This window comes from uncultured Nostoc sp. (genome assembly GCF_937863485.1).
Classification (GTDB): Bacteria; Cyanobacteriota; Cyanobacteriia; order Cyanobacteriales; family Nostocaceae; genus Nostoc.
In genome coordinates, this window is the sequence record NZ_CALMFY010000053.1 from 1 (window position 1) to 14566 (window position 14566).

Here is a 14566-nt window from a genome sequence, read left to right on the forward strand (position 1 = left end):
ATTAGCGATCGCACCTTTTTTGTCCAACCTCACAAAATCGCGTTGCTCCCGTTTGGAGTTAGTTCTCCCTATTTTCCATCTTCACTGCCTTTTGAACATAATCCTAGATATGATCTACTCAGACTTCATCTCACCGCAAACCCAGTTTTACCAGCTGACGGTACCATTTCAACTGGAAGGGGGCGAAGCATTAACTGGGGTTCAGGTTGCTTATCGTACCTGGGGACAGTTAAATGCTCAAGGCGATAATGGGGTACTAATTTGTCATGCCTTAACTGGTTCGGCTGACGCTGATGATTGGTGGGAAACTTTGTTTGGTTCAGGGAAAGCTTTCAATCCAGAACGCGATTTTATTGTGTGCAGCAACATCTTGGGAAGTTGTTACGGTACAACTGGGCCAACTAGTATCAACCCAATAACGGGAAAGCCTTATGGTGTATCCTTCCCTGAGATTACAATCCGAGATATGGTTCATCTGCAAGCTGCACTACTAGAATACCTGGGTGTTCAATCTCTGCGGTTTGTAATTGGCGGTTCACTCGGTGGGATGCAAGTATTGGAGTGGGCGTTATTATATCCAGAAAAGGTGAAAGGAATTGCACCCATCGCCATTTCTGGAAGACATTCCGCTTGGTGTATTGGATTAAGTGAAGCCCAAAGACAGGCAATTTATGCCGATCCAAACTGGTAAGGAGGGAACTACACTCTGGATGCGCCCCCAAATCAAGGATTAGCAGTGGCGCGGATGATGGCGATGAGTACTTACCGTTCCTGGGATAGTTTTACAACCCGCTTTGGGCGGCAGTATGATGCATCTGAGCAGTTTGCTATAGCCACTTACTTACAGCATCAAGGTCAAAAGCTAACAGAACAATTTGATGCCAATACTTATATCACCCTCACCCACGCAATGGATGGTCATGATGTTGGACGCGATCGCACAGTTCCTAATTTATCAGATTATGAATCTGTTCTACAAAGCATCCAGCAACCGACTTTAGTTGTCGCAATTGATTCTGATATCCTTTATCCTCCAGTAGAACAACAAGAATTAGCAAATTTAATTCCTAATGCTCAACTGGCGTGGCTAAAGTCAACCCACGGACATGATGCATTTTTAATTGACATGGATGCATTGAATGAAATACTAATCTCTTTTCGGCAAAGTTTAGATTTCTCAGCCTCCTAGCTCGGCGTTTCGAGTTCTGAGCATGAAGTTCCGAGCTAAAAGGTCGGGCTTGCGAGTTCTAAACTTGAAGTTCCGAGATAAAAGGTCGGGCTTGCGAGTTCTGAGCTTGAACGATGACGTTTAGAGGTGGAATGATGAAGTTGAAAAGGCGATATCTGACGAAAAACTGCTGTGTGCCTACGTTTTTAGGGTGAGTGGTGCGAGCGTTCCTAAAAAAGCCCGCTTAGTATACACCCTTTAGCAGCACCGTAGATTATCATGATTATACTTAAGTAATCTAACTTGTATCTCAACCTCTAAATGAACAAAGAACAACAGCGTCGATTAGAGGAAAGACGAGACGAACTGCAACAAGAGTCGGATATCCGAAGTGAGAAAGTAAAACGGATACGGCGTGACTTAGCTATTGAGAATGATACGACAGTAAAGTTTAAATTAGAACATCAGCTTTCGGAAGAAGAAGCTCAACTGGCGCGTCTTGGTGATCAACTCGATAAAATTGAAGCTGGACTGCGATCGCTCCCACAGACTACAACAACGACTGAAAAGCGATTGGTGGTAAATCCAGCAATTCCCAGTGTGCCAGTGTGGAAGGGACGAGATGAACTACTTCAGCAGTTGCAGGCAAAATTACTCCAACTGGAAAACCCACCGAAGGTATTAGCACTGATTGGACAGGGGGGTATTGGTAAAACCAGTTTAGCCGTGAAACTGTTAGAGGCACTGGCTGTTAATTTCCAGAGCCGGATTTTGACAGACTCCCCTTATGACTGCGTAATTTATTTCAAGGCACAAGAGGGGACAAGTTTTGATGATGTAGCAGAATTTCTCCTAATTGATGGCTTGGGTATTCAAACAGCAGACACATTGAAAACTGCTGATGAAAAGATAGCGAAAATTATTGAGGGGTTGGCGCAAACATACACTCTTGTGGTGCTGGATAACCTGGAAAGTATTTTACAGCCTGCCAACCATCCGCAAGCGGGACGGGCAATTTCACCAGATTGGGGTAAACTGCTAAATGCTTTAGTCTATCAGCAGCATCAATCACAAACCCTATTAACCAGTCGGGAAGTGCCAGCAGATTTGGCAAGTATCCGCTATGAGGGTGCGGAACCAGATTCAGAATTGGTGTATATCAAGATAATTTCTGGAGTGGCGACAGTCGCGGGAGTTGAGATTTTGCGACAGCGCCAACTGAAAGATAGTGTAGCAGATTTGCAGTGGATATCTGAGCGAGTTGAGGGACACGTATTTTTGTTAACCCAACTGGCGGCTATTGGTAAGGGTAAGCCTGGGTATCTGCGGAAGCATCCAGAATTTGTGACGAAAAAGGCTGAACCCATTCTCAGAGAACAACTGGCAAGGCAAAGTGAAGCAGCGCGAGATTTACTCAGCCGGATGTGTGTGTTGCGGGTGGGGATAGATATCCGAGGTTTAACTTTCTTGCGGTTATTTACAGATAATTGGGAGCAAGATAATCGCTTTGAAATGGCAGCAAAGCGGGGAAAACCTGCTGAATTAACAGAGGAAGAAATTAGTGAAACGCAAACAATTTTAGAGCGATTAGTCGATAGCAGTTTGGTGCAGAGTCGCTATGATGAACAGCAATGTGAGGTATTTTATGACTTGCATCGTGTGATTGTGGAGTTTCTGAAAACGGAATATAAAGACCAACTGCCCAATCTGCTCAAGAGTATTTATAAGTTTTACTGCTCTGGTAAGAATGTTGAAAATCCTACAACTTTAGAAGATTTGCGCCCAGTTTTAGAAGCTGAATATTTTGCTTTTCAATTAGGCAACTACAGCGAAGCATATTATTTGATAACGCGAACTCTGATAAAATATCTGCAACGCTGGGGAAAGTGGAGTTTATTAAAAGACTTATGTGAACAAGTTTTGCTGCACATTGAGGAAGAAAAACGCTGCATCTGCTGGCAATGGATTGGAGTAATTCATGTTAATTTAGGCACTTGGGATGAAGCAGGAAGATGTTTTCAGAATGCTTTAGCCATTGCACAAAAGCAAGAAAGTAAAAGGAGTATTGCATCTTGTAATGGATTTTTGGGATATATTGAGCAATGTTGCGGCCACTGGGATGCAGCCGAAACCCTGTATCAGCAATCTTTAGAAGTGATGACAGAATTAGGCGATCCCTTTGGCGTGGCTACTAGTTGGGGAGTGTTGGGAGATATAGAACGCAATCGCGGCAGGTGGGATGTAGCCGAAACCCTATATCGGCAAGCTTTGGAAGTGAGAACAGAATTAGGCGATCGCTCTGGTATGGCGAATAATTGGCGACAGTTAGGATATATTGAGCAATTACGCAGCAAGTGGGATGAAGCCAAAATCCTCTATCAGCAATCTTTAGAAGTGATGACAGAATTAGGCGATCGCTCTGGTATAGCGAATAGTTGGGGATTGTTGGGAGATATAGAGCGCAATCACGGCAGGTGGGATGCAGCTAAAATCCTGTATCAGCAATCTTTGGAATTGCGGACAGAATTAGGCGATCGCTCTGGCATGGCTTATTCTTATAGTTGTTTAGGAGAAAATGAATGCGATCGCGGTAATCTCGAAGCAGCAGAACAGTTTTCTAAACAAGCTTTAGAAATAGCCCAAAAATTAGGGATGATTTACCTAGTGGCAGAGGTTAACTATGATTTAGCACGGCTAGAGCGTAAGCGCGGTAATACAGAACTTGCTCAACAGCATTACAACACAGCACATCAAATATTTCAGCAATTGGGTGCAGCGAAGGATTTAGAGAGAATTGAGCGAGAGTGGGAGCAAGATTAATCCCAATGATCAGCGAAAACACATTAATTTCCATCTTGCAGGCTAATAGATTAATGTGTTCAGATGACGAAATTGCTGCTTTTGAAAATGCTTTAGGGGAACTTGCCAATAATCCTAAAACTGAGTATTTGCCAAAACTGCATCTAGTTCTAGATGATCGATGTCAGCACGAAGAAGTAATGTTTAGTCTCGTTCACTTCCTAGAATCTTTTGACGTTAAAGAGCAGCTTCAGGGATTTATTCATGTCCTGCCGAAGTTATTGGATTCTGCTCCAGAATGGACAAGAATTATCCATACTCGGATTTTGAATGATGAGTTAACTAGCGTTTTATATCAAGAGATGTTGAATTCAGTTGACTCGCATACTAAGAATGTAGTTACACAATTGCTCAACGAGATTTTAAAAGAGCGTCATCCTGTAAAAACCTAGCTCATCAACAGCGCATTAATATTCTAGTTTCATGTTCCCATCTCGAAGCTTCGAGATAAGAGCTAGACCTTCCGAGTTCAAAGCTTGAGTGATGAGGCTTAGAGGTGGAATGATGAAGTTGAAAAGGCGATTTCTGGCTCCTAACTCCTCTGACTTTTCAGGGGATCTGGAAAACCTCTCTCCAAACCTCTCTCCTCTTAGGAGAGAGGCTTTGAATTCTCCCCCTTCCCTACAAGGCTTGGGGGCTGGGGGGTTAGGTTTCGTGTTAGCTTTTCCATATGACGTGAAAAGTCAGCAAACTTCTAACTCCTAACTCCTAACTCCTATTTAATTTCGTTCTTGCTGCGCCAAGTTTGTACCGTTTGCTGCAAACCCTCTTTGTAACTTAAATAACGCGGTTTCCAACCAAGCTGTTGACGAATTGAGTCGCTTTTAACTGTGGTTGCCAATTTCAGTAACTCTACCTGCTGAGGTGTAATTACTACCAGAAGTGCTACAGGAGTCAGCCACGTAGGAATGTGTGCAGGTTGTTTTCTACCTAAAGCGAAAGCAAAGTAATCAATGAAATCCGCAAAGGATACGGGAGTTCCATCGACGACGTTAAATACTGCGCCTACAGTTTGCTGCTCTCCGGCTTGAACTATGGCTTGAGCAGCATCTTCAAAGTGCAGCCAGTTGCCTAAGTTATTTGCAGGCCCGGCAAAATAAGGGCGTTTGAGGTTGAATGATTTTATATATAGCTTCAGGTCTTCAGATTGGGGGCCATACAGGTATCCTATCCGTAAAAGGCTAGAGGGAATCTTGCTGTTGCTCACCTGATTTTCTGTGGCGATCGCAGCGGCAAAAATTGGGTCATCGCCAGGTGCTACTATAGGCGCAGTTTCTCCGTTATCTTTTGCATTGCCATAAAGAAAGGTATAACTGGTATTGACAAGAAACGCAGTCCCTGCATCTTCAATCGCTGTTAATAGTGCATCAGTTGTGGCTTTTAAGGTTTTGTCAAATCCTTTCCAGTCCTGACCATCGCTTAATAATGTATTGGCAAACTGTGGCGTGAGATTGATAACCACATTAGCATTAGCTGTGGATAAAACATCCTTAAGTTCAGTGGCACTTGTCAAACTGACATCAGCAACTAGGCCACCCTTAGAACGTATGATCTCAGCTCCATCTTTATTCAGTGGTATTCCAGTCACCTGATGTCCACGAGCAACTAGTTGCTGTGTGGTTTCTTGTCCCAGTTCCGTATCAGCGCCTGTAATGACAAAGTTTAAGGTCATATGCTTTAAAGTAGTTTTTCCTGCAAACAGCTAATGTTAATCATCTGGACAGGAGATTAGCTATCTTTAAAGTTTTTTACAACGATCGCAATGCTCAGGAATACCCCCTTAAGGTTGACATTTAGAGCGCCTTTTTTAAGTAAGCGATCGCATAACAGCATTTTTCAGTTGATGTAGACTACGGGTTGAATTATCTCCAAACCTCTGTGTCTTGGCTCTTGCGGACGCTTGCTAATGCTGCGCGATCGCTAACGCTGCGCTAACTGAGCGCTGGCTTCCGTTACTCAAACTTCTTTGTGCTACCACGCATTCTCTGGAAATATACTTTTTCAGCAACTTACCCACAATCGAGATCCCTCGCTCAATCTCCTCTGGCGGGAGACAGAAAGTCAGGCGCATCGCTGGATAACCTTGCTTATCGGGGAAAAATGCGGAACCGCACGCCAGGTAAATATTTTGTGCAAAGGCTTCCTTACGAATTGTCCCAATCGGAAAATCATCTGGTAACTGTACCCAGAGAAATAATCCACCCGTGGGAACTGTCCAGCGAATCTCTTCAGGAAAATAACGCTCCAAAGCTTGCAGCATGGTATTACGACTTTGGAGATTATCTGTACGAAGTCGGCTGAGGTGACGGCGGTAATGTCCTGAAGCGAGATATTCGCTAACTATTGTTTGCGAAATACTGGATGTGTGCAAGTCATGGAGCAACTTCCGCTCAATAATTGCTTGATAATGCTTACCTGTAACTACCATATAGCCCACTCGTAAACCAGGCATTAAAGTTTTAGAAAAGGTGCTTAAGTAAGTTACCAAATTATTTTTATCTAAAGCTTTAATTGGCGCTGGCACAGCCTCAAAATTTATTCCTTCATAAGCATTATCTTCTAAAATGGGACACTCATACTTTTCCGCTAATGCTAATAATTGTTGACGATGAGCTTGTGTTGTCGTCAATCCGGTTGGATTGTGGAAGGTACTAATCGTATAAATTAATTTCGGGCGGTGGCTGTGTAGATATTGCTCTAATAAATCTAAATTCATTCCCTCCGCAGTCATGGGAATGCCAATAATCTTGGCTCCTATGTTTTCTAAGATAGAAATTGCACCATAATAAGTGGGAGCTTCCACAATCACCCAATCACCAGGTTGTACATAATAATTCATAGCTAATGACAACCCTTGCTGAGAGCCATTAGTAATAATTAAATCCTCTGGAAAAACCTCTAATCCTTGATATACTAGCATCTGGGCAATTTGTCTACACAGAGTTAGTTGTCCTTGAGGCATCTCATGAGGAAAGAAAATATCAGTATCATCTTGTCTTAGCGCTCGTCTAGCAATGACGTTGATATCTTTTGGTGGACGTGGATAACCGTAGCCAAAATTAATCATTCCTGGCTGCGTTTGTGCTTGCACCAGTGGAGTATACATCTCATAAAAAGAACACTTCCCTGGTTTTGTAATTATGACATTTTGGGCTGGAGCAAATGTAGATTCTAGGTTGGCACTCTTAAGAGAAACGCTGCTGACAAAATATCCTGAACCCTGACGGGCAGAAACAATCCCATCTGCTTCTAAAACGTTATATGCTTCAATAATCGTCAGTTTGTTAACTTGTAAACTTTCTGCAAGAGAGCGGATAGAGGGGAGGCGATCGCCACTTTTGAGTGCGCCAGATTTAATCAGATGACTGATGCGATCATGAATCTGCAAATAAATCGGTTTGTGTGACTGTCGTTCTAATAAAATGTTCATTTTGGCGCACTCCTTAATGACTAAATAATCATCAATACTGGCAATATAAACTATTTTTACCAAGTTTACCTAGTACAGTCAAGAGATTTTTTACTATACCAGTTGGGATGGCATTGAACTGTACTAGTTCAAATCTGTCAAAACTGTACCTTCTCAGTTGAAAATTCTTACGTAAAAGTAAAAGTAATAGTTCACTATTCATCAGGTGCTTTCACTATGAATAAACTTAATTTACTGTTAAATTTACGAAAATATTTGCAATATTTTGTCATATGGATGACTAGTGGTTCTGACCTCCAAGTGTGGCAGGAATCTGATCAGCATGGTCATATTTCTTGTTGGCGTGCATATGATCCAATCACAGGACGCTCGGCTTGTTTTGGTTCTGAAGAAGAAATGCGAATTTGGATTGATAAGTGTTATTACAAATAAAATCTTGTGCCAAACTGCAACTCAAATTAACTAGTAATTAGTTATCAAAAGTAAACAGGGCAAAAATTTATAGCTTTTCAATTCAGCAGAAAATACTGGTACTAATACAGCACGGCATAAATAACCGACCCATTCAAAATCAATGAAACGCTTACGTTGTATTAATTTTGACTTTTGACTTTTGACTTTTGACTTCCGCCTTGCGGTACTAGGAGACTTTACCAAATCCGCCTCCTCCAGGAGTTTCTATCACAAAAACATCCCCAGCTTTCATCTCTACTGTTGCTGTGCTGTCTAATTTCTCTTCAATTCCATTCTGACGTTGTATCCAGTTGCGTCCGACAATTCCGGCTTCCCCACCATTTAATCCAAAGGGAGGGACAACCCGATGGCCAGAGAGAATATTAGCTGTCATGGGTTCTAAAAAACGGATGCGGCGGACAACTCCATTACCACCGGAATACTTTCCTTTCCCACCGCTATCGGGACGAAGACTAAAGCTTTCTAAAAGTACAGGATAACGGGTTTCTAAAACTTCTGGATCGGTCAATCGGGAGTTAGTCATATGAGAATGAACACCATCAGTTCCATCAAAATCAATTCCTGCCCCAGAGCCGCCGCAGATAGTTTCATAATATTGATACTGCTCATTACCAAAAGTAAAATTATTCATCGTTCCTTGAGAAGCAGCTATTACACCCAAAGCACCATATAAAGCATCAACAATTGTTTGAGAAGTTTCTACATTACCCGCTACTACTGCTGCTGGATAAATTGGATTCAGCATACAGCCGACTGGGATAATAATTTCTAGAGGATTAAGACACCCGGCATTCAGAGGAATATTATCATCAACCAAAGTCCGAAAGACATATAAGACTGCTGCTTGAGTTACAGCTTTCGGAGCATTAAAATTACTATTTAGTTGCTTAGATGTTCCAGTAAAATCGATGGTAGCACTGCGATTTTCTTGATGAATTGTAACTTTTACTTTAATTATTGCCCCATTATCCATTTCATAAATAAATGAGCCATCCTTGAGAAGATTGATAGCCTTTCTCACCGACTCTTCAGCATTAGCTTGCACGAATTTCATATAAGCTTCGACAGTCTCAAGTCCATATTGGGAAACCATTTTATGAAGTTCTTGAACTCCCCGTTCATTGGCGGCAATTTGTGCCTTAAAATCAGCTATATTTTGGTCAGGGTTACGGGCAGGATAAATATGATTTGAGAGATGCTGTTTTACTGCGGTTTCTCGAAAATTGCCCTCTTCAACCAAAAGAAAATTATCAAAAAGAATTCCTTCCTCTTCAACTGTGGTACTGTGGGGAGGCATTGAACCGGGAGTAATTCCACCGATATCTGCTTGGTGTCCACGAGAAGCAACGTAGAATAGAGGAGTAGGGGATGCAGAATTTTCTCCACTTTCTAGAAAAACAGGGGTAATTGCAGTTACGTCAGGAAGATGTGTACCGCCGTTATAGGGATTATTTGATAAATAGACATTTTCTGGTTTTAGGATGTTACCTTTATCATTAATTAAACTGCGGACACTTTCACTCATTGAGCCTAAATGTACAGGAATGTGGGGAGCATTAGCAACTAGTAATCCAGAAGAGTCAAAGATAGCGCAGGAGAAATCTAGCCTTTCTTTGATATTTACAGATGTTGCCGTATTTTGGAGAACAATCCCCATTTGTTCGGCAATAAATTGATAAAGATTTTTGAATATTTCCAAGCGGACAGGATCAGGTTGAGATGTTGTGTACATTTTTGTTTCCTATTTGTTTCGATTTGATAAATATTAGAAGGTAGAAAGGTTGAATGTTTGTAAAACTTATATTTTGCACCAATTTTAAAAATCAGGAGGCGGAGCCTCTAAACCCTCGTTACTAGACTGAACCTAGTAACGAGAATATAACCCTTTTTCAACAAACTCCCGTGTTAAGAGTGATATGATAAATTGTTAAAGTATGACCCCGCAAAGAAAACACTGTGACACCACCTGGATTTTCATTGGATGAAAAAATTGCCTTAGTTACTGGAGGGGGGCAAGGGTTAGGACTAGAAATCAGCAAAGCACTCGCGAGTGCTGGTGCTTTTGTTCTTGTTAATGGGCGGAATCATGAAAGCCTAAATCGCGCAGTTGCAGCTGTCACTGCAATTGGCGGATCAGCCTTACCATTGCAATTAGATATTACGGATAAAGCAGCCGTTAAAAAAGCGTTCAGCGAAATTCGAGACAAATACGGGCATCTGGATATCCTCGTCAATAATGTTGGTATGCGTGATCGTCGCGGTTTTTTTGAATTTGAAATGGATGCGGTGCGTCGGCTTATCGATGCGAATCTTATTGCTTCCTTCAATCTCTGCCAGGAAGCAGCACGGCTGATGGTTGAGAATGGCGAGGGGAAAATCATCAACATAACGTCGATCGCTGGTCCGCTCGCAGATGCAGGCGATGCCGTGTATACTGCTGCCAAGGGTGGACTCGAAGCACTAACTCGCGCTCTTGCCGCCGAAGTGGGAATGTTTGGAATAACTGTCAATGGCGTTGCCCCAGGTTTTTTCGCGACTGAAAGCAATGCAGACGTGCTTGCCGATAAAGAAATCGCGGCTTGGTTGGAAAAACGAACCTCCCTTGGTCGTTGGGGATATCCAGAAGAAATCGCTGGTGCTATCGTTTTCTTTGCTTCTCCAGCCGCATCCTATGTCACTGGTCAGATTTTGGCGGTTGACGGTGGATACCTTGCCCATTTTTGATCTTTTGTCAATTCTGCTTCTTAGCGTTAATACTGTTAGACAGATTTTTTCTGTAGCCTGTTGATAGACGCTGTAAAACTAGATGGTTGTGTTCAGTTAATCTTGCTTGCCAGTTAGGTTCCACTACAATTGTGCTAATTTTTTCGACAACGATCACAGGTCCATTAATCCTATCTTCTGGTTGTAAATCTTCCCGCCGATAAACAGGAGTATCATACCATCTATCAGTACTAAACATTCTTACTATCTCAACAGATACAGGAGCTTCATCTAGAGAACGAGTCCGAATAATTAAAGGTTCTTCCGGAGTCTCCATCTTCTGAATTACTTCCACTGAGGTGGATTCTACAATTAAGGTTTTCTCTAATTGAATGAAACCATAACGAGATTTATGTTCAGCTTCAAATTCTTGCCGCATCATTGCTACTTCATCAGTAAAATTAACGGTCAAGGTAGAGTTAGTCCCCTCATATTTTAAGTTGACTTTGCGGACTACTTCTGCCTGGATATTATCTTCATCTATTTCACTTTTAGCTTGAGTTTCTAAATATTCCATTAACTGGTGTAATTTAGGAATTAATATTTGAGTTAAAGGCTGTTCTAGTCCCCCTTGTCTAATCGCCCGTACATCAGCTAATCCCATTCCATAAGCAGAAAGAACTCCAGCATAAGGGTGAAGAAATATCTTTTTCATTCCCAAGGTATCGGCAATTAAACAAGCAACTTGCCCACCTGCACCACCAAAACAACAAAGCACATATTGGCTGACATCATAACCCCGCTGTAGACTGATTTTTTTAATTGCGTTTGCCATATTTTCCACTGCGATCGCCATAAATCCAGCAGCTACTTGTTCGGGAGTACAATGATTTAATGTAGCGGCTTGAATCTCTTGGGCTAATTGTGTAAATTGCCGAATTACGGTATCTTTATCTAAAGGTAAATTGCCATCAATTCCAAAAACTGAGGGAAAATATTGCGGGTGGATTTTGCCTAACATCACGTTGGCATCAGTAACCGCTAATGGCCCCCCGCGTCGGTAACAAGCAGGGCCAGGATTTGATCCAGCAGATTTAGGGCCGACACGATAACTAGAACCATCAAAAAAGAGAATTGAACCGCCTCCAGCCGCAATGGTATTAATTGCTAATACGGGAACTCGCATCCGCGCCCCAGCGATTTCCGAATCTAGTTGTCGTTCATACTCTCCTTTAAAGTGGGCGACATCTGTACTTGTTCCTCCCATATCAAAGGTAATAACTAACTCGAAACCTGCTCTTTTACTAGTTTGAACTGCACCGACAATTCCCCCAGCCGGGCCACTCAAAATACTATCTTTGCCTTGAAATTGTTGGGCTGCGACTAAACCTCCATCAGATTTCATGAACATTAATTTGACTCCAGATAACTGACTCGCTATTTGGTTGACATAGCGACGGAGAATAGGAGTTAAATAAGCATCTACTACTGTTGTATCTCCTCGGCTGACTAATTTCATTAACGGACTAACTTGGTGAGATAGGGATATTTGGGTAAATCCAATTTCTTCGGCAAGTTGGGCTATTTGTTGTTCGTGTTCAGGATAGCGATCGCTATGCATAAAAACAATAGCACAACTGCGAACTCCTATGTCGTAAACTGCTTGTAAGTCATTTTTAGCTTGATGAATATTTACAGAGGTTAATTCATTTCCATGAGCATCATAACGTTCATCAATCTCAATCACCTGCTCATAAAGCATGGTTGGTAAAACGATATGACGGGCAAAGATATTAGGACGGTTTTGGTAGCCAATTAGTAGGGCATCTTTAAAACCTTTGGTGATCAGAAGAACAACCCTGTCTCCTTTTCGTTCTAACAGTGCATTTGTTGCTACTGTTGTCCCCATTTTTATCACTTCTATTGCTTCACTAAGAATAGGTTCCTTGCCGGAAATACCCATAATATCCCGTATACCTTGGATGGCTGCATCTTGGTATTGTTCGGGATTTTCTGAAAGCAGTTTGTAGACGATAATCCATTGCCGATTAGGCAGAGTCACAATTAAAAAACGTTCCGGATGTCTTGATAATTTGTTTATGATGTCCTGATTGTCAGTAACAGCAACAATATCTGTGAATGTACCACCACGGTCAGCAAAAACCTTCAACATTACTTTGTTTCCTCAACGCTATACAGGTAGCATAACAATAGGATTTAGAGTGTTTATCCTTCAGGTGTGGAATATTCGATTGGGGTTGAGACTATTACCCAAGGAAGACAGTAGGCAAAAAGCAATAAGCTTTGTTGTACCAAGCTTTAATTGTTAGATTAAGTATTTTTTCAATTAATTACAATCGCATTGAAGCGTAGTATATTCTTAACACAGTAGAAAATTCGATGCTTTCCGATTTCCGGCTTTTGCCTTGTTCCAAAGCTTTCGATACTGGCGGTGAGGTTCAGCTGGCTTTTGAGGGATTTCAATAATTACTGTAATAACATTCAAGGGTTAGGCAGATTGCTTGTCATTACTATTTTTGATGTGTTGGCGCAAGACTGAATTAATGAGTGTTTTGTATTCCACACCTTGGGTTTGAAACCAAGCCATCACATCTCAATCAAGCTGAATTAGATTCTGTGCTTGAGTTGCTGGCACTCTCAAGGTTGCTTTCTCAAAAAACTCATCAGTCAACGGTGGGATATCAGAATAGTCAATATCGTCATCTGACATCGATTTCAAAGCTTCCCAATTAGTACGTGAGATATTGTTCAAATCGTTTTTGCTCATATCAATTTGCCCTTGGTGCTGAGATAATTCGGATAACATCGTTGGACTGAGACCGATTGTGCCAGTTGCGTAAGTCGTGGTAGTGTAAACAATAAAAACTTTAAGAATATGAATTTTATTTTCAAAAACACCGCTTCGATTGGACTGATAACTCTCGTTGCAATATCAGTTCCAAGCGTTATTCAGGCTCAAACATCAGTTGGTAATGCAAGCAGTAATGCTACACAAGCAGCGTTGGGACTTTATGGTGCTTGGCATGATGGTAATTATAGCCGGGCTTTGCAGTACGCTGGGGCAGATATAGTCAAGCAGTTATTTGCTTATCAAAGCAGCCGCAACTGGGAATTTCATGGATGTCGAAAGAATAATTGCTCTTTTGGCACCTCAAATAGCACTGTCAATATGCAAGTACAATCGCTGCTAGGGACATCTAGCCCAAGCTTCCGCGTCACGTCAATTAAATTCTCCAACCCATCTCCTAACACCACCCCTGAAGATGCTGTACTGGGGTTAGTTCGAGCTTGGCAATCAGGCGATCGCTCAGCTGCTTCACAATATGCGTCTCCCGATGTAGTAAATCAGATGTTTCAGGTTCGCAAGGGAACCAGTCTAGAATTTGAGGGCTGTCAAGAATTAGATTGCCTCTTCCGCTATGACAATGGCGGTGTCAGGATGCGTGTAGAGGGCTTGTTGGGAACGTCCACACCAAATTATCGTGTCACATTGGTTAATATCCAGAATCTCTAGACCTAGAACAGTTTTCTACCTTCTTATGGGGTAGTAATCGGGTGCAGTGTGATTTTGTGAGGTGTTAAAAATTAGAGGTATAAATCACCTATTTAATAGTGCGTAGGCGTAGCCCGCCGCAGGCATCGCAGTGAAATAAATGTTTTTATTGAGAAGATAGCTATGTAAATGAAAATAAAAACGCGATCTAACAAAATCGCATTGCTTCTGTAGCAATCTTTAACTGAGATAAAATACTGTTTCTAGGTGAAGAAATTACTGCGACTAGGCAATTTTATATAAACCTCATCTATGTTGAGAACCGTAGTTTTTGCCCTCACCCTAAATCCCTCTCCCAAGTAATGGGAGAGGGACTTCTTTCCGGCTCCCCTTCTCCCAATATTGGGAGAAGGGGCTG

At 41.9% G+C, this 14566-nt stretch carries 12 protein-coding genes; 7 read left to right on the forward strand and 5 right to left on the reverse strand.

Annotation, left to right across the window (positions count from 1 at the left end; all coding sequences use genetic code 11):
- The 4 genes from Q0541_RS34355 to Q0541_RS07630 all read left to right on the forward strand — a co-directional run.
- A partial coding sequence (locus Q0541_RS34355; protein WP_366941831.1) for an alpha/beta fold hydrolase occupies positions 1–691 on the forward strand: 691 nt, incomplete at its 5' end.
- 63 nt (positions 692–754) lie between these two features.
- Positions 755–1189, forward strand: coding sequence for a hypothetical protein (locus tag Q0541_RS34360; protein ID WP_366941832.1), 435 nt, complete (start codon positions 755–757; stop codon positions 1187–1189).
- Between the two features lie 300 nt (positions 1190–1489).
- Complete coding sequence (locus Q0541_RS07625) at positions 1490–3988, forward strand: tetratricopeptide repeat protein (RefSeq protein WP_298907761.1); 2499 nt, start codon at positions 1490–1492, stop codon at positions 3986–3988.
- Between the two features lie 5 nt (positions 3989–3993).
- Entirely contained in the window at positions 3994–4419 is a 426-nt protein-coding gene (locus Q0541_RS07630) for an Imm30 family immunity protein (protein ID WP_298907764.1), read from the forward strand.
- A 323-nt stretch (positions 4420–4742) separates the two neighbouring features.
- Here Q0541_RS07630 and Q0541_RS07635 read toward each other — a convergent pair whose 3' ends face one another.
- Complete coding sequence (locus tag Q0541_RS07635; protein WP_298907767.1) at positions 4743–5699, reverse strand: NAD(P)-dependent oxidoreductase; 957 nt, start codon at positions 5697–5699, stop codon at positions 4743–4745.
- A 231-nt stretch (positions 5700–5930) separates the two neighbouring features.
- The gene (locus tag Q0541_RS07640) at positions 5931–7457 is read right to left on the reverse strand and encodes a PLP-dependent aminotransferase family protein (RefSeq protein ID WP_298907770.1); all 1527 of its coding nucleotides are present in this window, start codon (positions 7455–7457) and stop codon (positions 5931–5933) included.
- Positions 7458–7733: 276 nt separating this feature from the next.
- Between Q0541_RS07640 and Q0541_RS07645 the strand changes: the two genes are divergently transcribed.
- Entirely contained in the window at positions 7734–7889 is a 156-nt protein-coding gene (locus Q0541_RS07645; RefSeq protein WP_298907772.1) for a hypothetical protein, read from the forward strand.
- A gap of 208 nt (positions 7890–8097) precedes the next feature.
- Here Q0541_RS07645 and Q0541_RS07650 read toward each other — a convergent pair whose 3' ends face one another.
- Positions 8098–9663, reverse strand: a complete 1566-nt coding sequence (locus Q0541_RS07650) for a hydantoinase B/oxoprolinase family protein (protein WP_298907777.1) — start codon at positions 9661–9663, stop codon at positions 8098–8100.
- Between the two features lie 224 nt (positions 9664–9887).
- Here Q0541_RS07650 and Q0541_RS07655 point away from each other — a divergent pair, with 224 nt between their 5' ends.
- The gene (locus Q0541_RS07655) at positions 9888–10655 is read left to right on the forward strand and encodes an SDR family oxidoreductase (RefSeq protein WP_298907779.1); all 768 of its coding nucleotides are present in this window, start codon (positions 9888–9890) and stop codon (positions 10653–10655) included.
- Between the two features lie 7 nt (positions 10656–10662).
- On the opposite strand, the gene Q0541_RS07660 is transcribed toward Q0541_RS07655, so the two are convergent.
- Both Q0541_RS07660 and Q0541_RS07665 read right to left on the reverse strand, forming a co-directional pair.
- Entirely contained in the window at positions 10663–12807 is a 2145-nt protein-coding gene (locus Q0541_RS07660; RefSeq protein ID WP_298907782.1) for a hydantoinase/oxoprolinase family protein, read from the reverse strand.
- 441 nt (positions 12808–13248) lie between these two features.
- Entirely contained in the window at positions 13249–13422 is a 174-nt protein-coding gene (locus Q0541_RS07665) for a hypothetical protein (protein ID WP_298907785.1), read from the reverse strand.
- A 108-nt stretch (positions 13423–13530) separates the two neighbouring features.
- Here Q0541_RS07665 and Q0541_RS07670 point away from each other — a divergent pair, with 108 nt between their 5' ends.
- Entirely contained in the window at positions 13531–14169 is a 639-nt protein-coding gene (locus Q0541_RS07670) for a hypothetical protein (protein ID WP_298907788.1), read from the forward strand.
- The last annotated feature ends 397 nt before the right edge of the window (positions 14170–14566 follow it).

Coding starts and splice junctions, on each gene's coding strand:
- Q0541_RS07650 (WP_298907777.1), bottom strand. CDS start 9,663: ATGTACACAACATCTCAACCTGATCCTGTCCGCTTGGAAATATTCAAA.
- Q0541_RS07625 (WP_298907761.1), top strand. CDS start 1,490: ATGAACAAAGAACAACAGCGTCGATTAGAGGAAAGACGAGACGAACTG.
- Q0541_RS07665 (WP_298907785.1), bottom strand. CDS start 13,422: ATGAGCAAAAACGATTTGAACAATATCTCACGTACTAATTGGGAAGCT.
- Q0541_RS07640 (WP_298907770.1), bottom strand. CDS start 7,457: ATGAACATTTTATTAGAACGACAGTCACACAAACCGATTTATTTGCAG.
- Q0541_RS07660 (WP_298907782.1), bottom strand. CDS start 12,807: ATGTTGAAGGTTTTTGCTGACCGTGGTGGTACATTCACAGATATTGTT.
- Q0541_RS07670 (WP_298907788.1), top strand. CDS start 13,531: ATGAATTTTATTTTCAAAAACACCGCTTCGATTGGACTGATAACTCTC.
- Q0541_RS07635 (WP_298907767.1), bottom strand. CDS start 5,699: ATGACCTTAAACTTTGTCATTACAGGCGCTGATACGGAACTGGGACAA.
- Q0541_RS07630 (WP_298907764.1), top strand. CDS start 3,994: ATGATCAGCGAAAACACATTAATTTCCATCTTGCAGGCTAATAGATTA.
- Q0541_RS07645 (WP_298907772.1), top strand. CDS start 7,734: ATGACTAGTGGTTCTGACCTCCAAGTGTGGCAGGAATCTGATCAGCAT.
- Q0541_RS34360 (WP_366941832.1), top strand. CDS start 755: ATGAGTACTTACCGTTCCTGGGATAGTTTTACAACCCGCTTTGGGCGG.